The 23,533-nt window shown below is 71.3% G+C and carries 20 protein-coding genes; 12 read left to right on the top strand and 8 right to left on the bottom strand.

The window, feature by feature from the left end; translation table 11 throughout:
- Positions 1–50: 50 nt before the first annotated feature.
- Positions 51–1,313 carry a DUF2786 domain-containing protein gene (locus AB0C20_RS02500; RefSeq protein WP_357567075.1) on the bottom strand — a complete coding sequence of 421 codons (1,263 nt, stop codon included), beginning with the start codon at positions 1,311–1,313 and terminating at the stop codon, positions 51–53.
- Between the two features lie 212 nt (positions 1,314–1,525).
- On the opposite strand from AB0C20_RS02500, the gene AB0C20_RS02495 reads away from it, so the two are divergent.
- Together AB0C20_RS02495 and AB0C20_RS02490 are read left to right on the top strand one after the other, a co-directional pair.
- Positions 1,526–2,002, top strand: a complete 477-nt coding sequence (locus tag AB0C20_RS02495) for a DUF2243 domain-containing protein (protein ID WP_357189175.1) — start codon at positions 1,526–1,528, stop codon at positions 2,000–2,002.
- Positions 1,999–2,946 carry a cytochrome c oxidase assembly protein gene (locus AB0C20_RS02490; protein ID WP_357567074.1) on the top strand — a complete coding sequence of 316 codons (948 nt, stop codon included), beginning with the start codon at positions 1,999–2,001 and terminating at the stop codon, positions 2,944–2,946. The genes AB0C20_RS02495 and AB0C20_RS02490 overlap by 4 nt, the downstream gene beginning before the upstream one ends.
- Here the strand turns inward: AB0C20_RS02490 and AB0C20_RS02485 are convergent.
- The 6 genes from AB0C20_RS02485 to AB0C20_RS02460 form a co-directional block, all read right to left on the bottom strand.
- A complete protein-coding gene (locus AB0C20_RS02485; RefSeq protein WP_357567073.1) occupies positions 2,896–3,852 on the bottom strand; it encodes an NAD(P)H-binding protein in 957 nt (318 codons plus the stop codon). The genes AB0C20_RS02490 and AB0C20_RS02485 overlap by 51 nt on opposite strands.
- Positions 3,853–3,985: 133 nt before the next feature.
- Positions 3,986–5,113 carry a CaiB/BaiF CoA-transferase family protein gene (locus tag AB0C20_RS02480; protein WP_357186482.1) on the bottom strand — a complete coding sequence of 376 codons (1,128 nt, stop codon included), beginning with the start codon at positions 5,111–5,113 and terminating at the stop codon, positions 3,986–3,988.
- 9 nt (positions 5,114–5,122) lie between these two features.
- Positions 5,123–7,270 (bottom strand): 3-hydroxyacyl-CoA dehydrogenase NAD-binding domain-containing protein, encoded by a 2,148-nt coding sequence (locus AB0C20_RS02475; RefSeq protein ID WP_357567071.1) that lies wholly within the window; start codon positions 7,268–7,270, stop codon positions 5,123–5,125.
- Between the two features lie 14 nt (positions 7,271–7,284).
- Complete coding sequence (locus AB0C20_RS02470; protein ID WP_357567070.1) at positions 7,285–8,499, bottom strand: acetyl-CoA C-acetyltransferase; 1,215 nt, start codon at positions 8,497–8,499, stop codon at positions 7,285–7,287.
- Positions 8,489–9,655 (bottom strand): acyl-CoA dehydrogenase family protein, encoded by a 1,167-nt coding sequence (locus AB0C20_RS02465; RefSeq protein WP_357186473.1) that lies wholly within the window; start codon positions 9,653–9,655, stop codon positions 8,489–8,491. Before AB0C20_RS02465 ends, AB0C20_RS02470 begins: the two co-directional genes overlap by 11 nt.
- Before the next feature lie 506 nt (positions 9,656–10,161).
- Positions 10,162–10,377: a hypothetical protein gene (locus AB0C20_RS02460; protein WP_357186470.1), complete on the bottom strand. Its 216-nt coding sequence runs from the start codon at positions 10,375–10,377 to the stop codon at positions 10,162–10,164.
- Between the two features lie 147 nt (positions 10,378–10,524).
- Here AB0C20_RS02460 and AB0C20_RS02455 point away from each other — a divergent pair, with 147 nt between their 5' ends.
- From AB0C20_RS02455 to AB0C20_RS02445, 3 genes are all read left to right on the top strand, one after another.
- Complete coding sequence (locus AB0C20_RS02455; protein WP_357186467.1) at positions 10,525–11,178, top strand: TetR/AcrR family transcriptional regulator; 654 nt, start codon at positions 10,525–10,527, stop codon at positions 11,176–11,178.
- A gap of 257 nt (positions 11,179–11,435) precedes the next feature.
- Positions 11,436–12,284 (top strand): MBL fold metallo-hydrolase, encoded by an 849-nt coding sequence (locus tag AB0C20_RS02450; RefSeq protein WP_357567068.1) that lies wholly within the window; start codon positions 11,436–11,438, stop codon positions 12,282–12,284.
- A 4-nt stretch (positions 12,285–12,288) separates the two neighbouring features.
- Positions 12,289–12,948 (top strand): CGNR zinc finger domain-containing protein, encoded by a 660-nt coding sequence (locus AB0C20_RS02445; protein ID WP_357567067.1) that lies wholly within the window; start codon positions 12,289–12,291, stop codon positions 12,946–12,948.
- A 9-nt stretch (positions 12,949–12,957) separates the two neighbouring features.
- Here AB0C20_RS02445 and AB0C20_RS02440 read toward each other — a convergent pair whose 3' ends face one another.
- Complete coding sequence (locus tag AB0C20_RS02440; protein WP_357186458.1) at positions 12,958–13,836, bottom strand: zf-HC2 domain-containing protein; 879 nt, start codon at positions 13,834–13,836, stop codon at positions 12,958–12,960.
- A 72-nt stretch (positions 13,837–13,908) separates the two neighbouring features.
- On the opposite strand from AB0C20_RS02440, the gene AB0C20_RS02435 reads away from it, so the two are divergent.
- The 7 genes from AB0C20_RS02435 to AB0C20_RS02405 all read left to right on the top strand — a co-directional run bounded on the left by AB0C20_RS02435 (position 13,909) and on the right by AB0C20_RS02405 (position 23,533).
- Positions 13,909–14,949 carry an SAM-dependent methyltransferase gene (locus AB0C20_RS02435; protein WP_357186455.1) on the top strand — a complete coding sequence of 347 codons (1,041 nt, stop codon included), beginning with the start codon at positions 13,909–13,911 and terminating at the stop codon, positions 14,947–14,949.
- 443 nt (positions 14,950–15,392) lie between these two features.
- Positions 15,393–15,482: a K(+)-transporting ATPase subunit F gene (kdpF, locus tag AB0C20_RS02430; RefSeq protein ID WP_036410889.1), complete on the top strand. Its 90-nt coding sequence runs from the start codon at positions 15,393–15,395 to the stop codon at positions 15,480–15,482.
- On the top strand, positions 15,482–17,137 hold the full coding sequence (gene kdpA, locus AB0C20_RS02425) for a potassium-transporting ATPase subunit KdpA (protein ID WP_357567066.1): 1,656 nt from the start codon (positions 15,482–15,484) through the stop codon (positions 17,135–17,137). Before kdpF ends, kdpA begins: the two co-directional genes overlap by 1 nt.
- 20 nt (positions 17,138–17,157) lie before the next feature.
- Complete coding sequence (kdpB, locus tag AB0C20_RS02420) at positions 17,158–19,353, top strand: potassium-transporting ATPase subunit KdpB (protein ID WP_357567065.1); 2,196 nt, start codon at positions 17,158–17,160, stop codon at positions 19,351–19,353.
- Entirely contained in the window at positions 19,353–20,234 is an 882-nt protein-coding gene (locus tag AB0C20_RS02415; RefSeq protein ID WP_357567064.1) for a potassium-transporting ATPase subunit C, read from the top strand. The genes kdpB and AB0C20_RS02415 overlap by 1 nt, the downstream gene beginning before the upstream one ends.
- A 72-nt stretch (positions 20,235–20,306) precedes the next feature.
- Entirely contained in the window at positions 20,307–22,856 is a 2,550-nt protein-coding gene (locus AB0C20_RS02410; protein ID WP_357186442.1) for a DUF4118 domain-containing protein, read from the top strand.
- Positions 22,853–23,533, top strand: a complete 681-nt coding sequence (locus AB0C20_RS02405) for a response regulator (RefSeq protein ID WP_238683747.1) — start codon at positions 22,853–22,855, stop codon at positions 23,531–23,533. Before AB0C20_RS02410 ends, AB0C20_RS02405 begins: the two co-directional genes overlap by 4 nt.

Here is a 23,533-nt window from a genome sequence, read left to right as displayed (position 1 = left end):
CGAAGAACATCGCAGAAACGTCCGCCGGTGGCGCTCCCACGCCGGATGGTTCAGCGCGGATCGGGTCGGCCGGGCACCTGTCGGGGCTTCCGGGCGCCGCCGACGTCCAGCGAAGCCCGGTCCGCGGCCGAGGTGCCGGACGACCAGCCTTCGGCGTCGCGCACGCTGAGCCGGTGCCGGGTGACGCCGGGGAAGAGCGTGTCCAACCGCTCCCGGACCGCCTCGCCCCGCGCCGCGAGCACCGGCAACAGCCGTTCCGCCCCGACGGTCTCGGCCGCCGCCTGGTCCGCCGCTTCGGTCGCCGCCTCGGTGGCCGTGCGCAGCCGCTCGCCGATCCGCAGCGCGAACGCGTTGAGGAAGGACTCGTCCCAGACCTTCGTCCGTCGCCCCGACCCGGGCCGTCGCTCGGCACGCCCCCGCAGCATCGCCGCAGTGGCCTGGACCAGCAGCGACGTGTAGAGCAACTCCACCGCCACCAGGTCGGCCGGCCAGCCCAGCACTGTGGCGAAGCCGAGATCGTCGGACCAGACCGCCTCGCACCGGTTCGCCGCCGCGACCTCCTGCACCAGCAGCGCCTTCGCGCCCGCGTACGGGGTGTCGGTGCTCAGACGTACGCCGCCGGGCAGGTCTCCGCGCTCCGACCCGGCCGCCAGCAGCGCCTCGTCGATGCTGTGCCTGGCGATCAGCTCCTGGGCCTTCCCGGTCAGCGCCTCCGCCTCCGCCGGGAAGGTGGTCGACTCGGCCTTCGCCAGCAGCGCCCGTACCCGGTCCAGCATCGGTGACCCGCTGCGCGACCGACCGGCCGTCCGGGCGGTCGCCGCGCCGGCCGTGCCCGGCGGTGGGCGCAGCACAGCGATCGGCGGCAGGCTCTCCACCAGCGCGAGAGTGTCCACTGCCGCGCGGAGCGCGTCGGCCCGGTCCAGACCCTCCCGGCTGGCCCAACCGGCCAGCACGCTGCCGTCGGCACCGCCCTCGGTGGCCACCAGCTCGCGTAGCTGGTCGTCCCACCAGGCCGGGACCGGCTCGGCCTGGTCGCGCCGCTGGACGGCCATCGCGTCGCGCACCAGCCGGGCCGCGCGGGCGTCGAGCCGTCGACCGGTGATCCGGTCCACGTCGAGCGGTTGCCAACCGCGCGGCCAGAGTCGGCCCAGGCCGCGGACCAGGCGACGCAGCAGAGCCGCGTCCACAGCGGTGGTGCCGTCCGCGGCGCCGGTGCCGACCATCAATTGGTCCAGCTGCCGTTCGGCCTTCCGTACGTCAGTGCCGCGCACCGCCGCGAGCGCGTTGGCGACGAGTTCGTCAGCGTCCGGCACGGGCACCTCCTTCTCGGGATCTGGTTCTCGTTCTTCTCCGGCTCTGGCTATCGCTGCCCCTCCAGGCTCCATGATCATGCCGTCAGTGGCCCGGGAGTCACGAAACGGGGATGTGCCACCGGCCCGTTGGGCCTTCCCGTCGCCCTGGCCCGGCATGTTTCATCCGCTTCGGGGTATTTGCGGCCTGATCCGAGCTGACTGCGAGGTGTGTGGTGGTCGATTCGAGCCTGCCGAGGCCGCGTTCCGCCGACGTTCGTTCCTCCACCCTCGTCGGCGTCCTGATCGGCATCGCGATCATGGCCGCGGTGGACGAGATCGTCTTTCACCAACTCCTCGCCTGGCACCACTTCTACGACCGCTCCACCCCTTCGGTGGCGCTGCTCTCGGACGGGCTGCTGCACGCCGCCGAGGTGATCGCCCTGGTCGGTGGGTTCTTCTGGTTCGCCGACCTGCGTCGACGGCATGCCCTGGCGAGCCGGCTGGCCTGGGGTGGCTTCCTGGTCGGCGCCGGAGGGTTCCAGCTCTTCGACGGGCTCGTCGACCACAAGGTGCTCCGGCTGCACCAGATCCGCTACGGCGTACACCTGGTGCCGTACGACGTGGTCTGGAACATCTCCGGAGCGGTGCTGCTGCTGGCCGGCGTCGCAGTCCTGTGGCGGGCCCGCTCCCGCCGCGCCGGCCCCCGATGATGCTGGCCGGGCCGCTGGCGCACGCCGAGCACAGCGCGGCCGGGCCCACCTGGTTACCGCTGTTCCCGGTCGCGGTGTTGGCGGTCGGTTACGTGCTGGCCGCCGCTCGGGACCCGCGGGGTTGGGACCACCGACGTACCGCCTCCTGGCTGGTCGGTTGCGCCCTGCTGGCGGTCGCCGTCGGGCCACTGGCCCAGCTCCCCGACAACCCGAGCGGGCACATGGCGCAGCACCTGCTGCTCGGCATGCTGGCCCCGCTGGGGCTGGTGCTCGCCGCCCCGGTGACGCTGCTGCTGCGGGTCTCGCCGCCGCCGGTACGCCGAGCGGTCGGCCGGCTGCTGCGCGCCCGCCCCCTGCACCTGCTCGCCCATCCGGTCACCGCCGCGCTGCTGACCACCGGCGGGTTGGCGTTGGTGCTGCTCACCCCGCTGTACGCGGCGGCCGAACGGCAGCCCGTCCTGCACCACGCCGTGCACCTGCACTACCTGGCCGCCGGGTACCTCTTCGCCTGGTCATTGGCCGGGCCGGACCCGGCGCCGCGTCGCCCCGGACTAGCGGTGCGTATCGGTGCCCTCCTCGGCGCGGCGGCCGGCCACGCAGTGCTGGCCAAATACCTGTACGCCCAGGCCGAAACCCTCCCGCCCGGCCTCAGCGACCGGGATCCGGAAGCGTTCCGCTCGGCCGCCCAACTCATGTACTACGGCGGTGACCTTGCCGAGCTGCTCCTGGCGGCGGCCCTCTTCGCCACCTGGTACCACTCCCGCCACCCCCACCCCCACCCCCACCCCCATCCCCACCCGTCCCCACCCCCGTCCAACCCGGTTGATCAAGAAGTTTGCGTCACCAGAGGGCGAATCCCTGACGCGAACCTCTTGATCAACTCGACGGAACGTTCAGCGGAACAGTCGAGCATTCTCGACCGCCCAGCCGTCGAAGCCGAGTAGCGGACGGCCGATGATCTCGCGCACGGCCGGCCGCTGGTCGAGCGTCCACTGGGTGAGGTCAGCGAGGCGCGTGCCGTACTCCTCAAGGGCGTACAGGGTCACGTCGATACCGCTGTCGGGCCAGCCGCGACGCCGCCAACGCGCGCGGCTGTAGTCGGGCGTCACCTCGATGGCGACGATGTCGCGGCCGACCGCTCTGGCGATGCTCGCCACCCGCGAACGGCTGCTGATCGGCAGCCCGACCGCTTCGAGGACAGTGCCGACATGGTCGTCGGTACGCAGCGCCGCCAACGCGACAGCGGCGAGGTCGTCCTCGTGGATGAAGGGGTAGTGCCCGCCGTCCAGGTACGCCTCCCGTACGGTGCCCTCGCCCCTGACCATCTCTGGCCAGTCCGAGCCGGTGGCCGGATAGGTGCCCTCGATCACCGAGCCCATCACCGCCGACGGCCGGATGTGCACCCACTCCATCCCGGAGCCTTCGACAGCCCGCTCGATCGCCAGCCAGAACCAGGTCTCGGGCGGGTAGCTCTCCTCGTACTCCGGCCCGTGCGAGGACAGCACGACGATTCGCCGCACACCGGCACCACCGGCGACATCCAGGGCATCCCGCACCGTCGTCGGCGAGGCTCCGGCGAGGAAGACGCCGTCGACGTCGTCGTAGACCTGGACGTGATCGAGCGGCCGGGTGATGGACCCCTCGACGACCTCGACCCCGTCGGGCCAGCCAGCCACCTGGTCGGATTCGGCGAGAACACGCACGCGGTCCCCAGCGTCCAGCAGTTGCCGCGCGAGGCTCCGCCCGACAATCCCCGTGGGGCTGCTGCCCGCGTCCTTCCGGGCGTTGACCGCGGTCAGCAGGTGCAGACGAGTGCGCGAGGCAGCCGCAACCCGATCGGTTTCAGCCATGGCAAGACCCTCCAGCAGCAAAGCGGAGATCTTGCGCCTCCCGCCGGACGGGAGGTTGCGGATCGTGAGGTCGTCAACGCTACCAGCCACCGCAACGGCAGGCCGGGCCGTCGGCGCGCCTGCACGCGCCTGGTCAGGGGTGTTGCGGCCAGTTGGTGAGGATGTCCTCTACCGGTAGGACGTCCCGCTCCGGATCTGGTGCCGGGGTTGGCCGCGCGGTCGGCGTTCGGTCGAAGCGGGGTGCGGGCGCCGGCTGGATCTCGCCGCCCACCTCGACGAACGTGCCCCGGGCGGCGTTGTGCGGGTGCTCGTGCGCCTCGCCGGGGGCGAGCACCGGCGCGACGCAGGCGTCCAGGTCGGCGAAGACCGCCGTCCACTCGTCCCGGGTGCGCTCGGCGAACCGCTCGGTGAAACGGCGGCGCAGCTCGTCCCAGCCGCTCGGGTCGTACTGGGCGGGCAGGTCCGGGTCGTCGGCGAGGCCGAGGCCGGTGAGCAGTACGGCGTAGAAGGCCGGTTCCATAGCGCCGACCGCCATGAATCCCCCGTCGGCGGTGGCGTACGTGTCGTAGAACGGTGCCCCGCCGTCGAACATGTTGCGCCCACGCGGGGCGGCCCACAGGCCGGTGCCGAGCAGCCCGTGCAGGAACGAGGTGAGCAGCGCCGAGCCGTCCACCATCGCCGCGTCGACCACCTGGCCGAAACCGGAGCGCTCCCGCTCCAGCAGCGCGGCCAGCACCCCGACGGCGAGCAGCATCCCGCCGCCGCCGAAGTCGCCGAGCAGGTTCATCGGCGCGTACGGGCGCTCGCCGGCCCGTCCCAGCGGCTCCAACGCCCCGGCCACCGCGATGTAGTCGATGTCGTGCCCGGCTCGGGCTGCCAGCGGGCCGTCCTGGCCCCAGCCGGTCATCCGCGCGTACACCAGTCGGGGGTTGCGGGCCTGGCACACCTCCGGCCCGATGCCGAGCCGCTCGGCCACCCCCGGCCGGTACGCCTCGACCAGCACGTCCGCGCGTTCGGCGAGGCGCAGCAGGTCCGTCACCCCGGCCGGGGACTTCAGGTCCAGCGCGGTGACCCGCCGCCCGCGTTGCAACGGCCCGCTGGTCGGCGCGGCCAGCCGGCCCGCTCCCGGAGCGCCCGGCCGGTCCACCCGCACCACGTCCGCGCCGAGGTCGGCGAGCACCATGCAGCCGAACGGCGCCGGGGCGAGGCTGGCCAGCTCGACCACGCGTACCCCGGCCAACGGTCCGCCGCGTGCCGCCATCACGCGACGTCAGCCGGTTCGGCCCGCAAGGCGGCGAGCCGGTCGGCCAGGTCGGCGGGGGGGCGTGAACCGGTCGCCGTAGATGCCGGCCAGCTCGGTGGCACGGGCCGCGAAGCCGGCGGGGCCGCCCGCGTACTGCCGGACGTAGCGGATCACCCCGCCCGTCCACGCCGGGAAGCCGATGCCGAAGATCGAGCCGATGTTGGCGTCGGTCTCGGTGCGCAGCACCCCCTCGTCGAGGCAGCGCAGCGCGTCAAGCGCCTCGGCGAAGAGCATCCGCTCCTGAAGGTCGGTGAACGGCACCGCCCGACCCGCGTCGGTGATCAGGTCGGCGAGACCGGGCCACAGTCGGCCCCTGGTGCCGTCGTCGTAGGAGTAGAAGCCCCGTCCGGCGGCGCGCCCCGGCCGGTCGTACGCGTCGACCAGCTCGTCCACCAGTCGGTGCGCCGGCAGCGGGCGGAACTCCTCGCTGGCCGCCTCGAACTGGCGGCGGATCCGCTGGATCAGCGTGAGACTGACCTCGTCGGCCAGCGCCAGCGGCCCGGTCGGGTAGCCGGCCTGAAGGGCGGCCTGCTCCACCGATGCGGCGGGGACACCCTCGGCGACCATGCCGACAGCCTCGTCGATGAACTTGCCGATCACCCGGCTGGTGAAGAAACCCCGGCCGTCGTTGACCACGATCGGGGTCTTGCCGATCCGCCGGCCCAGGTCGAACGCCCGGGCCAGCGCCACGTCCCCGGTCCGCTCGCCCACCACGATCTCCAACAGCGGCATCCGGTCCACCGGGGAGAAGAAGTGCATGCCGATGAAGTCCGTCGGTCGGTCCACGCCGGCGGCGAGCTCGGTGATCGGCAGGGTGGAGGTGTTGGAGGCGAGCAGCGCGTCGGGCGCCAGCACGGGCAGCACCTCGGCGAAGACCTGCTGTTTCAGCGCCGGGTCCTCGAAGACCGCCTCGATGACCGCGTCGCAGCCGGCCACCGCGTCCACCTTGTCGGTGGTGGTGATCCGGTCCAGTACGGCGCGGGCGTCCGCCTCGGTAGTGCGACCCTTGCGTACCGCGCGGGCCAGCAACCGCTCGGCGTGCTCCCGGGCCCGGCCGGCGGCCTCCGGCGTGACGTCCTTGACCACGACGTCCAGCCCGGCTTTGGCGCAGGCGTACGCGATGCCCGCGCCCATCATGCCGGCCCCGAGCACCGCCACCCGGCGTACCGGTGCGGCGTCCACATCGGCCGGTCGGGCCGCGCCACCATTGACGGCCTTCAGGTCGAAGAAGAACGCACCGATCATGTTCTTGGCTACCTGGCCGGTGAGTAGGCCGATCAGGTGCCGGGTCTCCACGGTCAGGGCGGTCTCCAGGTCGACCTGTGCGCCCTCGACGGCGGCGGCCAGGATCGCCTCGGGCGCGGGCAGCCGGGCGCCCTTGAGCTGCTTGCGCAGCGTCGCCGGGAAGGCGGGTAGTTGTGCGGCCAGCGAGCGGCTTGCCGGGGTGCCGCCGGGCATCCGATAGTCCGGCCGGTCCCACGGCTGCGCCGGGTGCGGGTTCGCCGCGATCCAGGCCCGCGCCCGGTCCAGCAGCTCGGCGGGCGTGGCGACCACCTCGTCGACCAGCCCGGCGGACATGGCGTCGGCCGGGCGCATCCGTCGGCCGGTGAGCAGCACCGTGGTCAGCGCGCCGGCCAGGCCGAGCATCCGCACGGTCCGGGTGACACCGCCCGCCCCGGGCAGGAGGCCCAGTGTCACCTCGGGCAACCCGAGCCGGCTGCCGGGCGCGTCCAGCGCGATCCGGTGGTGGCAGGCGAGGGCGATCTCCAGGCCGCCTCCGAGCGCGGAGCCGTTGACAGCGGCGACCACCGGTCGGCCCAGCGTCTCCAGCCGGCGAAGGTCCCGTTTGATGGCACCGAGCAGGGCGGCTAGGTCGGGCGCGTCGGCGCGGGTGGCCCGGATCATCTCGGGCAGGTCGCCGCCGGCGAAGAAGGTCGACTTCGCGCTGGTCACGATGACGCCGACGAGATCGCTCTCGGCCTCCAGCCGGTCCAGCGCGGCGCTCATCGAGGCGGCGTACGCCCGGTTCATGGTGTTGGCGGACTGGGTGGGGTCGTCCAGTGTGAGCGTGACGATGTCGTCGGCGCCGCGGTCGTACCGGATGGTGTTTGTCATTGTCGTCCTCCGGGTCAGCAGCGCTCGAGAACTGTGGCGACGCCCATGCCGCCGCCGATGCAGAGGGTCACCACGGCACGGCGCAGGTCGCGGCGCTCCAACTCGTCCAACGCCGTACCGAGCAGCATCGCTCCGGTCGCACCGAGCGGATGGCCGAGCGCGATAGCGCCGCCGTTGACGTTCACCCGGTCCGGGTCGAGGCCCAGGTCGCGGACGTACTTGAGCACCACGGCGGCGAACGCCTCGTTGATCTCGAACAGGTCGATGTCGTCGACTGTTAGCCCGGCGACGGCGAGCGCCTTGTGGGTGGCCGGGATCGGCCCGGTCAACATGAGCGTCGGGTCCGCGCCGGTGACCGCCGCCCCGACGATCCGGGCGCGCGGAGTGAGGCCGAGATCCTGACCGACCTGCTCCGAACCGATCAGCGCCAGCGCCGCCCCGTCCACGATGCCTGACGAGTTGCCCGCGTGGTGGACGTGCTCGATGGCCTCCAGCCAGTGGAACTTCTGCAACGCGACAGCGTCGAAGCCGGCCGCCTCACCCATCGTGGCGAAGGACGGGGTGAGCTTGGCCAGCGCCTCCCGGGTCGTCTCCGGGCGCGGGTGCTCGTCGACGGTGAGGATGTCCAGCCCGTTGCCGTCGCGGACCGGCACCACCGAGCGGGCGAAGTACCCGCCGGCCCACGCCTTGGCGGCCCGCTCCTGCGACCGCAGCGCGTAGCCGTCCACGTCGTCGCGGGTGAAGCCCTCCAGGGTGGCGATCAGGTCCGCGCTGACGCCCTGCGGCACGAACGACGTGGCCAGCGCGGTCTGCGGATCGGTGGCCCAGGCCGCGCCGTCGGAGCCCATCGGCACCCGGGACATCGACTCGACCCCGCCGGCGAGCAGCAGATGCTCCCAGCCGGAGCGGATCCGCGCGGCGGCGGAGTTGACCGCCTCCAACCCGGAGGCGCAGAACCGGTTGAGCTGCACCCCACCCACCTGGTCGGGCAGCCCGGCCAGCAACGCGGCCGCCCGCGCCAGGTCGCCGCCCTGCTCACCGACCGGGGTCACGATGCCGAGCAGCAGATCCTCCAGCCGGCCAACGTCCAGGCCGGGGTTGCGCTCCCGCAACGCGTCGATCAGGCCGACCACCAGGGAGATGGGCTTGACCCCGTGCAGGGCACCGGTGTCCCGGCCGCGTCCGCGCGGGGTGCGGACCGCGTCATAGACGTACGCCTCAGAGAGCACGGGCGATCAACTCCTTCATGATCTCGTTGGTGCCGCCGTAGATCTTCTGGACGCGGGCGTCGGCGTACATCCGGGCGATCGGGTACTCCGTCGTGTAGCCGTAGCCGCCGAAGAGTTGGAGGCACCGGTCGACGACCTCACACTGCCCCTCGGTGAGCCACGACTTCGCCATCGCCGCTGTGGAAACGTCCAGGTCACCACGCGTGTGGCGGACGATGCAGTCGTCCAGGAAGACGCGGCTGACCCGGGCGCGGGTGGCGCACTCGGCGAGCACCATTCGGGTGTTCTGGTGACCCATCAGGGTCTTACCGAAGGCGGTGCGCTCCTTGGCGTACGCGACGGTCAGCGCGACCGCCCGTTCCATGGCGGCGACCGCGCCGACGCCGATGACCAGCCGTTCCTGCGGCAGTAGCTGCATGAGCTGGACGAAGCCCAGCCCTTCGGCGCCGCCGAGCAGGTTGGCCGCCGGCACCCGGAACTCGTCGAAGAACAACTCCGCAGTGTCGTTGGCGTGCAGGCCGATCTTGGACAGCAGTCGACCCCGCCGGAAGCCCTCCGGGTCGCCGCCCACCTCGCAGACCAGCAGCGAGACGCCGGCCGCCCGCTGCTCGGGGTCCGTCTTCACAGCCACGATGACCAGGTCGGCCACACCACCGTTGGTGATGAACGTCTTCGCGCCGGTCACCAGGTAGTCGTCGCCCTCGCGGACCGCCCGGGTACGCATCGCCTGAAGATCCGAGCCCCCGTCCGGCTCGGTCATCGCGATGGCGCCGACCAGCTCACCGCTGCACAGGCCGGGTAGCCAGCGTCGCTTCTGCTCCTCGCTGCCGTACGCCACCAGGTAACCGGTGACGATGCCACTGTGGACGGCCAGGCCGAGGCTGCTCTCCCCGGCGTACGCCTGCTCGTGCAGCAGCACCGCCTCGTGGGTGAACCCGCCGCCCCCACCGCCGTACTCCTCCGGGACCGACAGGCCGAGCAGCCCCAGCTCACCGGCGCGCCGGTAGTGCTCGCGGTCCGGATGGCCCTGCTCCTGAAGGCGCTCGGCGTGCGGCAACACCTCCTTGGTGAAGAAGGTGCGGGCCAGTTCGGCCAGGTCGTCATGCTCCGGCTCGCGCCACTGGGAGGGGGAGCCGTCGGGCGGGGGGGTCGGCATGTGCACCACCCTCGCGCGCTGTTGGCGGCATGTCAATAAGTCGTGATCAGCCGCCGGGCCCCGGTGGCCAGGCACACGTCGGGACGTCCGGTCCGCAACCCGGCGCCGCTGGGCGGGATCCGCCAGGGTTGACTGGGGCTACGGCAGTACGAGATCGCCGGCCCAGGCCCCAGACATCGTCGATCATGGAGTTGTGGTGCTTCACAAAGAGGGAACGCGCGGCCATGTCGCCCACCACAACTCCATGATCGACGGTCGTCCGGGCGGCACGCGGGCCGGGAAGGCTGCGCGCCGACGGGGAGGCTGCCACTGTCGTGTACGCGGAGATCTTGGACAGTTTCCGTTACGAGCTAACGGAAACTGTCCAAGATTGCGGGAGCATGCCCCGCCCCGAGGCGTGCGTGGTGCGGGGCGCGGGGTTGTGGAGGTGCATCGATCGCGCGAACCCGCTGCTGTCAGACATCACTGGCGGGCGGCGAGTGGGGGCGCGAGGCGGAGCGTGCGAACTACTCGGCCTCGTCGCCGTCGGTGGGGCGCGGCGGGCGGTGCTCGGCGATCCACGCCTCGACATCAGCACGCAGCCAGACCGTCGTGCCGTGCAGCCGTTGGAACGGCGCGGGCAAGGTCGGGTAGCGGATGAGCTGGCGCATGCGGGTCCGGCTCACGCCGAGCAGGTCTTGCAGCTCGTGAGGACCGACCAGCGGACCCGGGACTTCACCCATCACTTGACGGTAGTCAACGCGGCGCTCTACTCCGAGGCGTCCAATCTGCGCCACCTGGGCCGACACCTGGTCCGGCGTCGCCGGGGCCTGTGGTGATCATGGTGACGAACGGCGGCTGGTCGGTGAGCTGTCGATAGGGTCGGGCAGATGAGTGTCGAGACGGCTCCGCGCCGCCGCCGTCTGGAGCCGGACGCCCGGCGTGGGCAGATCCTGGCCTGCGCGGTCCGGCTGTTCGGTGAGCGCCCGTACGCGGACGTGTCGACCACCGACGTCGCCCGTGAGGCAGGTGTCGCTCGCGGCCTGGTCAACCACTATTTCGGTGCGAAGAAGGACCTCTATCTGGAGGTCGTCCGGGTCATGGTGACCATCCCCGAGGTCGCCCTGGAGCGGCTGCCCAAGGGTGATCTCCGGACCCGGGTCGACGCCAGCGTCACCTGGTTCCTCGACGTGGTTTCCCGGCACAGCACCTCGTGGCTGGCGGCGGTCACCGCCCGGGGAATGGGCGGCGACGCCGACGTGGAGCGGGTGCTCGCCGAGGCCGAGGAGGTCGCCGCGGACCGCATGCTGGTCGCCGTCGGGCTGGCCGGCGAGGCGGAGCACCGCGAGGAGCTGCGCGGGATGGTCCGGGCGTACGGGGGTCTGGCCACCTCGACCGCCCGCGAATGGCTTCAACGTGGCGCGCTGACCCGCGCCCAGGTGCACCTACTGCTCACCACGACCCTGCTGACAATCGTCGAACAGGTCATCCCGCAGGTGCTCGCCGTGGACGGTTCGACCCGGCCGGCCGAGCCTCAGCCTTAGCGGCTGGACCTTCGGCCTGGGGCGTAGCAAGCAGCAGCCCGGACCCGCACCCGGTCTCGGGTCGGGCCGCCCTGCCCTGGCCAAGTGGCGTGCCGGCTCACCTTCAGCCGGCGGTCCTCGGTGTGCCCGACCTGTGGTGTGCCGCAGGCCACGGGCGTGATGATCGCAGTGAAATAGGCATAGTGGCTATGGTTATTTCAATGGTCGGCGGGTACCCATCCGCGACATGCGGGCGATCGCGTCACCGAGGAGGAGACATGACCACATCTGCCCTGTCCTACGAGGTCTTTGTCTCGGACGGTCCGGTGCGAGCGGGTGACCAGCGCATGCCGGACGGGTCACGGATCCACTGGAATCCGGTCTCTTCAACGTTGATCTTCGGAGCCGAGGAGGCGCTCCTCGTGGATCCACCGTTCACCCACGAGCAGATCTCGAAGGTGGGCGACTGGATCGCACAGTCGGGTAAGCGGCTGACGTACATCTACGCCACCCACGGGCATGGCGACCACTGGTTCGGCGCGGGTGAGCTGGTCAAGCGCTTCCCCGGCGCGGTCACCTACGCGACGCCCGGCACCATCGAGGTCATGCACCAGCAGGCCACCGTCGGACGGAGCGAGTTGTTCGACCGGGTCTTCCCCGGCCTCATCCCGGAGTCGCCGGTCGATGCGGTGTCCGTGCCGGCCGAAGGGTTCCTGCTCGAGGGCAATCTCATCCAGCCCGTCGAGACCGGACACACCGACACCGATCAGACCACTGTCCTGCACGTTCCGTCGATCGGCCTGGTGGTCGCCGGTGACGTGGTCTACAACGGGGTTCACCAGTACATCGTGGAGACGGTCGACGGCGGCCTAAGGCATTGGCTTGACGCCCTCGACCGCGTCGAAGCGCTCGCGCCGCGCGCAGTCGTCGCCGGCCACAAGAATCGGGACCGCCCCGACGACCCGGCAAGCATCGACCTGACACGGGAGTACCTGCTGAACGTGGAGCGACTGCTGGCCGAGAAGTCGACAGCCCGCGAGTTCTTCGACGAGATGGTGCGGCTCTACCCAGACTGGGTGAATCCGGGACCGGCGTGGTACGGGGCACTTGCCCTGCTCGGGAAGTGAGCTGATGACGCCCTCCATGCCCGAACGCACGGTCGATGCGGTGGCCGGGCCGTGGATCGCCACCGCGAGGTACGGCATCGACCACGCCCCGGGCGGCCTCGGGCTCGTCCAGGATCTGCTCAACACGATCTCGGCCGGCGCGCCACGGCATCCGGACCTCCTGGACGATCTGGGCAGCGCTACCGAGTGGGCACGGGTGGCCGTCGGGCAGTGGTCGACGGCCACCGGGCGCCCGGCGCCCGACGTCACGCTCGACGCCGCGGGGCTCCGGGCACTACGGATCTTTCGCGAGGAGCTGCTGGACGAGATCGATGCCAGGCTCCACGTCACGCCCGACCCCGGGCAACCCGTCACGGCGTCGTACCGGGTTTCGACCGGATCTCGTACCAGCGGCGCCACCCTCCGACTCGATCGAGGCGGATCCGTCCACCTCGACCCGGCCGGGGTCGGTGCCGATCTGCTGGTCTCGCTCGTCCTCGCCACGCTGTTCGAGGCGCAGCTCGCCGACGTCGGACGGCGGATCAAGACCTGCCGCAACCCCCGCTGCCGAGTGGCGTTCTACGACCGCTCCCGCAACAACAGCGGAGTCTGGCACTCCGTACGCGCCTGTGGGCACCCGACCAACCTGCGCGCCCATCGCGCGCGGCAGCGGCAGGTGGGCTGACTCAGCCGATCAGGCGGCCCGCCGCTCGTCGGCCTCGCCGGTGCGGGTGGATCGACCGGCATGCGCCGCCGGTGCCGCGTACCGATCGGCGGCCTGCACTGGATAGGACTCGGGGCCTACCACGCGCAGCGGCCGGTCCACCTCGTCGGCCCCAAACCGCCAGCGCGACGGTGTCGGCTGCCGTTGTGGTGCCGGGCCACCGGGGCGCAGCCCGGGCCGGGACAGCAGCACGGTGATCAGGTAGCCGACCACCAGGAAGCCGTGGCTGATCAGCCGTTCCCCGCCCACCGAACCGGTGGCCAGGTCGTTTACCGACAGCAGCAGCAACGTGCCGACGAACGCGCTGAGCATCGGCAGCAGCCCGGCGGGTGGGCTGCGGCGCAGCGCCACGAAGAGGAAGCCCGCGCCCACTGCCACGTTCCACGCCGCCGACTCGTGCCACAGGTGCTGGCCGGTGGGGTGCAGGTGATCGGCGGTCGCGCCCCGGCCCACCTGGGCCAGACCGAGCACCAGTTGCACAGCGCCGAGCAGCCCGAGCGCCGACCGCAGGCCGGCGACGAGCGGGCCACGTCCGAAGGCCGCGCGCAACCCGGCGGCGAGCTGGCCCCGTCCGGGCACCTTCCGCAGGCCGGCGACCAGCGGGCCACGCCGCCACAGTGACCGGCGGGCCGGGGCCGCGCTGGCGGCGGCGAGGATCGCCGCCGTCCGGTCGGGCACCTCAACCACCAATCGGGTACGGACCCGACGGGTCACCGCGGCCGCCGCCGTGAACCAGGCCCGGCACTCGGCACACCCGTCGAGGTGCCCCTGCACCGCCGTCAGTTCGGCGGCGGTCTCCTCCCCGTCCAACTGCGCGGACAGGACCTCCCGCCACTGCTCACACCCCATGTACCGGTAGTCGCTCCGGCAGCCGCTCCGGTTCCCGGCGACAGTGACTGGTTGTGGAATACTCGCCGGATCATGACGCGTTACGGCCTGCTGATCCTGCCCGCCACCAACCGGGTGTACGCCCGCGCCGCCGTCGACCTCACCCGAGCCGAGCTGGAGATCTTCGGCCGCTCGGCGCTGGACGGCCGGATCGGCGAACTGGACACCGAGGTCGTCGGAGGGGCGTCCTACATCACCTTCACCGGCGACGGGCTGACCGAGCGTGACCTGGCCGTCCTGGGTAACCTCTCCGCCGGGTACGCGTTGTTCGAGATCGTCGGTGAGCTGTTGCGGCCGATCGAGTGGAGCCGTCTGGACCGCTACGACGACGATCTGCTCACCATCCAGAAGTACCCGGGCAAGACCAACGAGCAGTTCACCAAGCTGCTGCTCAACGTCACACTGCTCGCCTCGGACTGGGCCGTCGAGATGACCAGCCGCCGGTTTCGGGTGCTCGACCCGCTCTGTGGTCGGGGCACCACCCTCAACCAGGCGCTCATGTACGGCTTCGACGCCGCCGGGATCGAGCGCGACCAGAAGGACGTCGAGGCGTACCGGGCGTTCATCACCACCTGGCTGAAGCAGAAGCGGGTCAAGCACCGGGTGCTGGAGTCGGGGCCGGTGCGGCGGGAGCGCAAGGTGGTCGGCCGGCGGGTGCGGATCGAGCTGGCGCCGACCCGTGAGGAGCACAAGGCCGGCCAGACGCAGTTGCTGGACGTGGTCAACGCCGATACGGCCCGGTCGGCGGAGTTCTTCCGCCCGGAGACCGTGGACCTGGTCGTCGCCGACGCGCCGTACGGCGTGCAGCACGGCAGTCGTACCGCTGGGCAGGGGTTGACCCGCGACCCGCTGTCGTTGCTCGCGGACGCCGCGCCGGTCTGGGCCCGGTTGTTGCGCCCCGGCGGTGCGCTCGGGATCTCCTGGAACACCCACGTCGCCAGTCGGGACGACGCGGCGACGGCGTTGGCCGACGCCGGCCTGACAGTGGTCGACTCTGAGCCCTACCGCGCGCTGCGGCACCGGGTGGACCAGTCGATCATGCGCGACGTGCTGGTGGCCCGCCGTCCGGCCTGATCCGGCCCCGCACCTCTCACCGCCCAGCGCCGCGCCGCCGCCCAGCGACGACGCCGGAGCCGCGCCCGGCCTCTCTCCATCCTTTGCTCTGCTTCAACCCACGCAATGGTTTGGGCGCCTCTCTGTTGCGCCCGTTGAAGCAGAGCAAAGGACGCGCAACTGGCCCTGGCCGCCCCGCGGACCACCGAGGGTCTGTGCCGCATTTCACCTGTTCAGTGGGCAGGTGTGAAAACCACGTCAAGAAAAGGTTCGCCCCCGTCATGGTCGCGTTATGACCCCTGCCGTCCGGCGGGTGGTGGGGCTTTGATTGCCCGGCGCGACCGGAAGGCGGTCGCGACGAACCTTTCCGGCTGAGGAGTCAGCGTGTCTGACGTGGTGTTCGTGGTCCTGACGGTGGTGCTGTTCGCAGTGCTCGCCCTGGTGGTCCGGGCGGTGGAGAAGCTGTGAACGCTGTCAACGCCGTCGGTCTGGTGCTCGCGGTCGTCCTGGGCGCGTTCCTGGTGTTCGCCCTGCTGTTTCCGGAGCGCTTCTGATGACCATGACAACAGCGGGCGTCATCTTCGTGTTGACGCTGGTGGCGGCCCTGGTCGCCGTTTACAAGCCGTTCGGCGACTACATGTTCCGGGCGGTCTCCGGCACGAAGCAGTCGCGGGTCGAGCGGGGAGTCTTCCGTCTGGTGGGGGTCAACCCGGCCGCCGAGCAGACCTGGGGTGTGTACGCCCGCAGCGTGCTGGCGTTCTCCGCGGTCTCGATCCTGTTCCTGTACCTGTTCCAACGGGTGCAGAACCACCTGTGGCTGTCGCTGGGGTTCGACCCGGTGGTGCCGCACGGCGCGTGGAACACTGCCGTGTCGTTCGTGACCAACACGAACTGGCAGTCGTACTCGGGTGAGTCGACGATGGGCCACCTGGTGCAGATGGCCGGCCTGGCAGTGCAGAACTTCGTCTCGGCGGCGGTCGGCATCGCTGTGGCTGTCGCGTTGGTACGCGGCTTCGCCCGCAGCCGCACCGGGCAGCTCGGCAACTTCTGGGTCGACCTGACCCGGATCACGCTGCGGATCCTGCTGCCGATCGCGGTGCTCGGCGCGATCGCGCTGATGATCGGCGGGGCGGTGCAGAACCTGTCCGCCGGCACCGACGTGAGCACGCTGACCGGTGGCACCCAGACCATCACCGGTGGTCCGGTGGCCAGCCAAGAGGTGATCAAGGAGCTGGGCACCAACGGTGGCGGCTTCTACAACGTCAACAGTGCGCACCCGTTCGAGAACCCCACCACCTGGACGAACTGGCTGGAGATTTTCCTGATCTTCCTGATCCCGTTCAGCCTGCCCCGGGTCTTCGGCCGGATGGTCGGGCAGAACCGGCAGGGCTATGCCATCGCCGCGGTGATGGGCATCCTCGCGTTCCTCAGCGTCGCCATCACCAACATCTTCGAGCTGGCCGGCCACGGCACGGTGCCGCAGGCGGTCGGCGCGGCGATGGAGGGCAAGGAGGTGCGGTTCGACGTGTCGAACTCGGCCACCTTCGCCGCCGCCACCACGCTCACCTCGACCGGTGCGGTGAACTCGTTCCACGATTCGTTCACCTCGCTCGGCGGCATGATGACGATGGTCAACATGATGCTCGGCGAGGTCGCGCCGGGCGGCACCGGTTCGGGGCTGTACGGCCTACTCATCCTCGCGGTGATCACGGTCTTCGTGGCCGGCCTGATGGTGGGTCGCACTCCCGAGTACCTGGGCAAGAAGATCGGGTCGCGCGAGATCAAGTTCGCCTCGCTCTACTTCCTGATCACGCCGATCCTGGTGCTCGTCGGCACGGCGGCCGCGTTCGGCACCGGCAACAACTCCACGGCGCTCAACGTCGGCCCGCACGGCCTCTCCGAGGTGCTGTACGCGTTCACCTCGGCCAGCAACAACAACGGCTCGGCGTTCGGCGGCATCACAGTCAACACGACCTGGTGGGACACAGCGCTCGGGTTGTGCATGCTGCTGGGCCGGTTCCTGCCGCTGATCTTCGTGCTCGCGTTGGCCGGCTCGCTGGCCCGCCAGGCACCCACCCCCGCGTCCGAGGGCACCCTGCCGACCCACCGACCGCTGTTCATCGGCATGGTCGTCGGCGTCACTGTGGTCCTCGTCGCGCTGACCTTCCTGCCCGCGCTCGCGCTCGGTCCGCTGGCAGAGGGGCTCTGACCATCATGAGGAACGAGGACATGTCCGTCACGTCCGCCCCGACAGAGCAACTCCCCGGCACGCCCGCCACCCAGGGCAACCGGATCGGCGGGGGCCTGCTCGACCCCAAGCAGTTGATCCGGTCCCTGCCGGACGCGGTCCGCAAGCTCAACCCCCGCACGCTGTGGCGCAACCCGGTGATGCTGATCGTGGAGGTCGGCGCGGCCTTCACCACGGTCCTGGCGGTGATCGACCCGTCGGTGTTCGCCTGGGCGATCACCATCTGGCTCTGGCTGACAGTGGTCTTCGCCAACCTGGCCGAGGCGGTCGCCGAGGGTCGGGGCAAGGCCCAGGCCGCCACCCTGCGGCAGGCGAAGAAGGACACCATCGCCACCCGGCTGATCGACTGGAAGCCGGGCGCGCGGGCCAACACCTACCGCGATGAGGCGGTGCCCGCGCCGGACCTGCGTCAGGGCGACGTCGTGCTCGTCGAGGCGGGCGGCATCATCCCCGGCGACGGCGACATCGTCGAGGGCATCGCCAGCGTCGACGAGTCGGCCATCACCGGCGAGTCCGCCCCGGTCATCCGGGAGTCCGGCGGCGACCGCAGCGCGGTCACCGGCGGCACCAAGGTGCTCTCCGACCGGATCATCGTGAAGATCACCCAGAAGCCGGGGGAGAGCTTCATCGACCGGATGATCGCCCTGGTCGAGGGGGCCAACCGGCAGAAGACGCCTAACGAGATCGCGCTGAACATCCTGCTCGCCGCGCTCACTGTCATCTTCCTGCTGGCCGTCGTCACCCTCCAGCCGCTGGCCATCTTCTCCAAGGCGTACCAGGCGGCGGCGCCGGACAGCGGGGCGATCACCGACTCCGGTGTGACCGGCGTGGTGCTGATCTCGCTGCTGGTCTGCCTGATCCCCACCACCATCGGCGCGCTGCTCTCCGCCATCGGCATCGCCGGCATGGACCGGCTGGTGCAGCGCAACGTCCTGGCCATGAGCGGCCGGGCCGTCGAGGCGGCCGGCGACGTCAACACCCTGCTGCTGGACAAGACCGGCACCATCACGCTGGGCAACCGGCAGGCCGCCGAGTTCGTACCGGTGGAGGGGGTCGACCCCGCGGCGCTGGCCGACGCCGCGCAGCTGTCCAGCCTGGCCGACGAGACCCCGGAGGGGCGCTCGGTGGTCGTCCTGGCGAAGAACGAGTTCGGGCTGCGCGAGCGCGAGCCGGGCGTGATGCCGCACGCCACCTTCGTACCGTTCACCGCGCAGACCCGGATGAGCGGCGTAGACCTCACCCCGGACGCCAGCGTGGACGCCGGCGCGGTGGGCACGGCCCGCCGGGTCCGCAAGGGCGCCGCCGCCGCGGTGATGAAGTGGGTACGGGAGAACGGCGGCCACCCGACCGAGCAGGTCGGCGAGATCGTGGACGCGATCAGCGGCACCGGCGGCACCCCGCTGGTGGTCGCCGAGCACGTCGACGGTGCGCCCGCCCGAGCGCTTGGCGTCATCCACCTCAAGGACGTGGTCAAGTCCGGCATGCGGGAGCGGTTCGACGAGATGCGCCGGATGGGCATCCGAACCGTGATGATCACCGGCGACAACCCGCGCACCGCGAAGGCGATCGCCGACGAGGCCGGGGTGGACGACTTCCTGGCCGAGGCGACACCGGAGGACAAACTCGCGCTGATCAAGCGGGAGCAGGAGGGTGGCCGCCTGGTCGCGATGACCGGTGACGGCACCAACGACGCGCCGGCGCTCGCGCAGGCCGACGTCGGGGTGGCCATGAACACCGGCACGTCGGCTGCCAAGGAGGCCGGCAACATGGTCGACCTCGACTCCGACCCGACCAAGCTGATCGAGATCGTGGAGATCGGCAAGCAGTTGCTGATCACGCGCGGCGCGCTGACCACCTTCAGCATCGCCAACGACATCGCGAAGTACTTCGCGATCATCCCGGCCATGTTCGCCGGCCTCTACCCGAGCCTGGACGCGCTGAACATCATGCGGCTGTCCAGCCCGGAGTCGGCGATCCTGTCCGCTGTCATCTTCAACGCCCTGGTGATCATCGCGCTGATCCCGCTCGCCCTGCGTGGCGTGCGGTACCGGCCGGCCGCCGCGTCGAAGCTGCTCAGCCGCAACCTGCTGGTCTACGGGCTGGGCGGCATCATCGTGCCGTTCATCGGGATCAAACTCATCGACCTGCTCATCCAGTTCATCCCGGGGATTTCGTGATGCGCCTACCCACCTGGATCGCCCAACACCTCGCCGCGCTGCGCGCCGTACTCGTCTTCACCGTGCTGCTCGGCCTGGTCTACCCGCTGGCCCTGGTAGCGCTCGGTCAGCTACCCGGCCTCAACCACAAGGCCGACGGCTCGCTGATCTCCTCGGGAGGGACGACCGTCGGCAGCGCGCTGATCGGTCAGTCCTTCACCGACGCGGACGGCAACCCCGTCGCCAGGTACTTCCAGTCCCGCCCCTCCGCCGCCGGCGACGGCTACGACCCGACCTCCACCTCGGCCAGCAACCTGGGCCCGGAGAGCGTTGTCGACACCATCGCCACCGACCCGGAGGAATCCAGCGAGAGCCTGCTCACCCAGGTGTGCGGGCGCAGCAAGTCGGTCGGCGAGCTCAACGGCGTCGACGGCGGGCGCCCGTACTGCACCGACGACGGAGTGGGCGCCGTGCTCGCGGTCTTCCGCGCCGACGGCCTGACCGGCCCGGTCACCCGGGTGGTCAGCGTCAACCAGGCCGCCCCGGCGACGCCCTTCGTCACCGAGTACCAGGGGGTGACTGTGGAGCCGGCCCAGCCGGGCGAGGACTACGTGGCCGCCGGCGGGGTGGTCACCCCGATCCGGGGCGACGCGCCCGCCGACCCGGCGGTGCCCGCCGACGCGGTCACCGCCAGCGCCAGCGGTCTCGACCCGCAGATCAGCCCGGCGTACGCCGAACTGCAGGTGAACCGGGTCGCGCGGGAGCGCGGCGCGGACCCGGCGGCGGTCCGCAAGCTGGTCGAGGAGCACACCGGCGGGCGTGGGCTGGGCTTCATGGGCGCGCCCGGCGTCAACGTGCTGGAGCTCAACCTCGCGCTCGACAAGCAGTTCGCCGCACGCTGAGCACTCTCGCGGGCGGGGCCGTGCCGACCGGCGCGGCCCCGCCCGCCCATCTGACCAGGGAGGATGGTCCCCGTGCCACGCGGAGAACTGCGCATCTATCTGGGGGCCGCCCCCGGCGTCGGCAAGACGTACGCCATGTTGGAGGAGGCCCAGCGGCGGGCCGCGCGCGGCACCGACGTGGTGATCGGTTTCGTGGAGACCCACGGCCGTCAACACACCGCCGCGATGCTCGGCGACCTGGAGCAGGTGCCCCGCCGCACCATTGACTACCGCGGTGCGGCGTTCACCGAGATGGACCTGGACGCGGTGCTGGCCCGCCGGCCACAGATCGCTGTGGTCGACGAGCTGGCGCACAGCAACGTGCCCGGTTGTCGGCACGACAAGCGCTGGCAGGACGTCCAGGAGCTGCTCGACGCCGGGATCGACGTGCTGTCCACTGTCAACGTGCAGCACCTGGAGTCGGTGAACGACGTCGTCGCGCAGATCACCGGCACCACCCAGCGGGAGACCGTGCCGGACGAGATCGTCCGCGCCGCCGAGCAGGTGGAGCTGGTCGACATGACCCCGGAAGCGTTGCGTCGGCGGATGGCGCACGGCAACATCTACCGACCCGACAAGATCGACGCCGCGTTGGGCAACTACTTCCGGGTCGGCAACCTCACCGCCCTGCGCGAGCTGGCGCTGCTCTGGCTGGCCGACAAGGTCGACGAGCAGCTCGACCGCTACCGCAGCCAGCAGGGGATCGCGGCCACCTGGGAGGCTCGGGAACGGGTGGTGGTCGCGCTGACCGGTGGCCCGGAGGGTGAGACGCTGATCCGTCGTGCGGCCCGGGTCGCGGCCCGCAGCAAGGGCGCCGACCTGCTCGCCGTGCACGTGGCCCGCAGCGACGGCCTGGCCGGCGCCGACCCGGCCCAGTTGGCCCGGCAACGAGTGCTGGTGGAGAGCCTGGGCGGCACGTACCACCAGGTGCTCGGCACCGACGTGCCGGCCGCGCTGCTGGACTTCGCCCAGGGCGTGAACGCCACCCAGTTGGTGCTGGGGGCCAGCCGGCGGGGTCGCCTCGCGCAGATCTTCGCCAGGGGTGTCGGGGTGACCACCACAGCGCTCTCCGGCTCGATCGACGTTCACCTGGTCACCCACAAGCAGGCCGGCAAGGGTCGCCGGGCGGCGGCCGTACCGGCGGCGCTGTCCCGACGCCGCAGGCTGCTCGGCTTCGGCCTGGCGGTGCTGGGCATGCCGCTGCTCACAGTGCTGCTGAAGACACTGCCCGACCTGACGCTGACGAACGACATCCTGCTGTTCCTCGCCGGGGTCGTCGGGGTCGCGCTGGTCGGCGGGGTGTGGCCGGCCCTGGTGGCCGCGCTCGGCGGCTCGCTGCTGCTCAACTGGTTCTTCACGCCGCCGTTCCGCACGCTGACCATCGCCGAGGCGGACAACCTGCTCGCCCTGGCCGTCTTCGTCGGGGTGGCCCTCGCGGTGAGCTGGATCGTCGACGTTGCTGCCCGTCGTACCCGGGAGGCCGCGCGGGCCGCCGCCGACGCGCAGACCCTCGCCGCCGTCGCCGGTGGCGTGCTGCGCGGCGAACGTCCGCTGCCCGCACTGCTCGATCAGCTCCGGGAGACCTTCGGGCTGCGCGCGGTGAGCGTGCTGGAGTTGGCCGAGGAGGCCAGCGGGCGACCAGAACGGGCCCGCGAGGAGCACGCCTGGTGTGTGGTGGCCAGCGTCGGCGAGCAGCCGGCCTGCACGCCTGACGCTGGCGAGACGGCGGTACCTGTCGACGACCGGATCACCGTCGTGCTCAGCGGCCGGCGGTTGGAGGCCGCCGACCGGCGGATCGTCGAGGCGTTCGCCGCCCAGGCCGCCGTCGCGCTGCGCCAGGAACGGCTCGCCCAGGAGGCCGCCACCGCCCGGCCCCTCGCCGCCGCCGACCGGATGCGCACCGCGCTGCTCGCGGCGGTCAGCCACGACCTGCGTACGCCACTGGCGTCCGCGAAGGCGGCAGTGACCAGCCTGCGCAGCCACGACATCGAGTTCGACGAGTCCGACCGCGAGGAGCTGCTGGAGACCGCCGAGGAGTCGCTGGACCGGCTCGCCCGGCTGGTCGGCAACCTCCTGGACATGAGCCGGCTCCAGGCGGGCGTGCTGGGCATCTCGGCGACAGCTATCGGCCTGGAGGACGCCGTACCCCTGGCGTTGGACGAACTTGGTCCGGCGGCCGCGACCGTCGGGACGGACATCCCGGCCGACCTGCCGGCCGCCACCGCCGACCCGGGCCTGCTGGAACGGGTGCTTGTCAACATCGTCGCCAACGCGCTGCGCTACAGCCCGCCGGATCAACCGCCCACGATCACCGCCAGCGCGCACGCCGGCCAGGTGGAGCTGCGGGTGATCGACAGGGGGCCGGGCATCCCGGAGGACCAGTGGGAGCACGTCTTCCTGCCGTTCCAACGTCTCGGCGACCGGGACAACCAGACCGGCGTCGGTCTCGGGCTTGCCCTGTCCCGGGGGTTGGCCGAGGCGATGGGTGGCAGCATCACCCCGGAGACCACGCCCGGCGGTGGGCTCACCATGGTGCTGCGGCTGCCCGCCGCGCCGACCAGCTCGGAGGGGCCGCAGGAATGACGCGCATCCTGGTCGTCGACGACGAACCGCAGATCCTGCGCGCCCTGCGCATCAATCTGCGCGCCCGCAGGTACGACGTGGATGTCGCCGGCACCGGGGCCGCCGCGTTGAAGGCCGCCGCCAGCCACCCGCCCGACCTGGTGGTGCTGGACCTCGGCCTGCCCGACATCGACGGCGTGGAGGTGATCCGGGGCCTGCGCGGGTGGACCACAGTGCCGATCATCGTGCTCTCCGGCCGGGCCGGCAGCGAGGACAAGGTCGCGGCGCTGGACGCGGGCGCCGACGACTACGTCACCAAGCCGTTCGGGGTCGAGGAGTTGCTGGCCCGCATCCGCGCGGTGACCCGCCGCCTGGGCGCGCCCAGCGAAGCGGTGCCGGCTCTGCGGATCGGCCAGCACACAGTCGACCTGGCCGACCACAGCGTGCTGCGTGACGACGGCACCGAGGTCAAGCTGACCCCCATCCAGTGGAGCGTGCTGGAGAAGCTGCTGCGTCACCCCGGCAAGTTGGTCAGCCAACGTCAGCTCCTCCAGGACGTGTGGGGGCCGGAATACCAGAACGAGACCAACTACCTGCGGCAGTACCTGGCCCAGCTTCGGCGCAAGCTGGAGGACGACCCGGCCCGCCCCCGCCACCTCATCACCGAGCCGGGAATGGGTTACCGCTACCGGCCGTGA

Source organism: Micromonospora sp. NPDC048843, from assembly GCF_040649965.1.
GTDB classification, from domain to species: Bacteria; Actinomycetota; Actinomycetes; order Mycobacteriales; family Micromonosporaceae; genus Micromonospora; species Micromonospora hortensis.
This window is presented reverse-complemented; position numbering and strand designations above follow the sequence as displayed.

Bases quoted from the DNA above. Each gene is read 5' to 3' on its own strand.
- AB0C20_RS02490 (WP_357567074.1), top strand. From the start codon at position 1,999: ATGATGCTGGCCGGGCCGCTGGCGCACGCCGAGCACAGCGCGGCCGGG.
- AB0C20_RS02405 (WP_238683747.1), top strand. From the start codon at position 22,853: ATGACGCGCATCCTGGTCGTCGACGACGAACCGCAGATCCTGCGCGCC.
- kdpB (WP_357567065.1), top strand. From the start codon at position 17,158: ATGTCCGTCACGTCCGCCCCGACAGAGCAACTCCCCGGCACGCCCGCC.
- AB0C20_RS02455 (WP_357186467.1), top strand. From the start codon at position 10,525: ATGAGTGTCGAGACGGCTCCGCGCCGCCGCCGTCTGGAGCCGGACGCC.
- AB0C20_RS02415 (WP_357567064.1), top strand. From the start codon at position 19,353: ATGCGCCTACCCACCTGGATCGCCCAACACCTCGCCGCGCTGCGCGCC.
- AB0C20_RS02440 (WP_357186458.1), bottom strand. From the start codon at position 13,836: ATGGGGTGTGAGCAGTGGCGGGAGGTCCTGTCCGCGCAGTTGGACGGG.
- AB0C20_RS02460 (WP_357186470.1), bottom strand. From the start codon at position 10,377: ATGGGTGAAGTCCCGGGTCCGCTGGTCGGTCCTCACGAGCTGCAAGAC.
- AB0C20_RS02480 (WP_357186482.1), bottom strand. From the start codon at position 5,113: ATGGCGGCACGCGGCGGACCGTTGGCCGGGGTACGCGTGGTCGAGCTG.
- AB0C20_RS02475 (WP_357567071.1), bottom strand. From the start codon at position 7,270: ATGACAAACACCATCCGGTACGACCGCGGCGCCGACGACATCGTCACG.
- AB0C20_RS02450 (WP_357567068.1), top strand. From the start codon at position 11,436: ATGACCACATCTGCCCTGTCCTACGAGGTCTTTGTCTCGGACGGTCCG.
- AB0C20_RS02445 (WP_357567067.1), top strand. From the start codon at position 12,289: ATGACGCCCTCCATGCCCGAACGCACGGTCGATGCGGTGGCCGGGCCG.
- kdpA (WP_357567066.1), top strand. From the start codon at position 15,482: ATGACCATGACAACAGCGGGCGTCATCTTCGTGTTGACGCTGGTGGCG.
- AB0C20_RS02485 (WP_357567073.1), bottom strand. From the start codon at position 3,852: ATGGCTGAAACCGATCGGGTTGCGGCTGCCTCGCGCACTCGTCTGCAC.
- AB0C20_RS02435 (WP_357186455.1), top strand. From the start codon at position 13,909: ATGACGCGTTACGGCCTGCTGATCCTGCCCGCCACCAACCGGGTGTAC.
- AB0C20_RS02465 (WP_357186473.1), bottom strand. From the start codon at position 9,655: ATGCCGACCCCCCCGCCCGACGGCTCCCCCTCCCAGTGGCGCGAGCCG.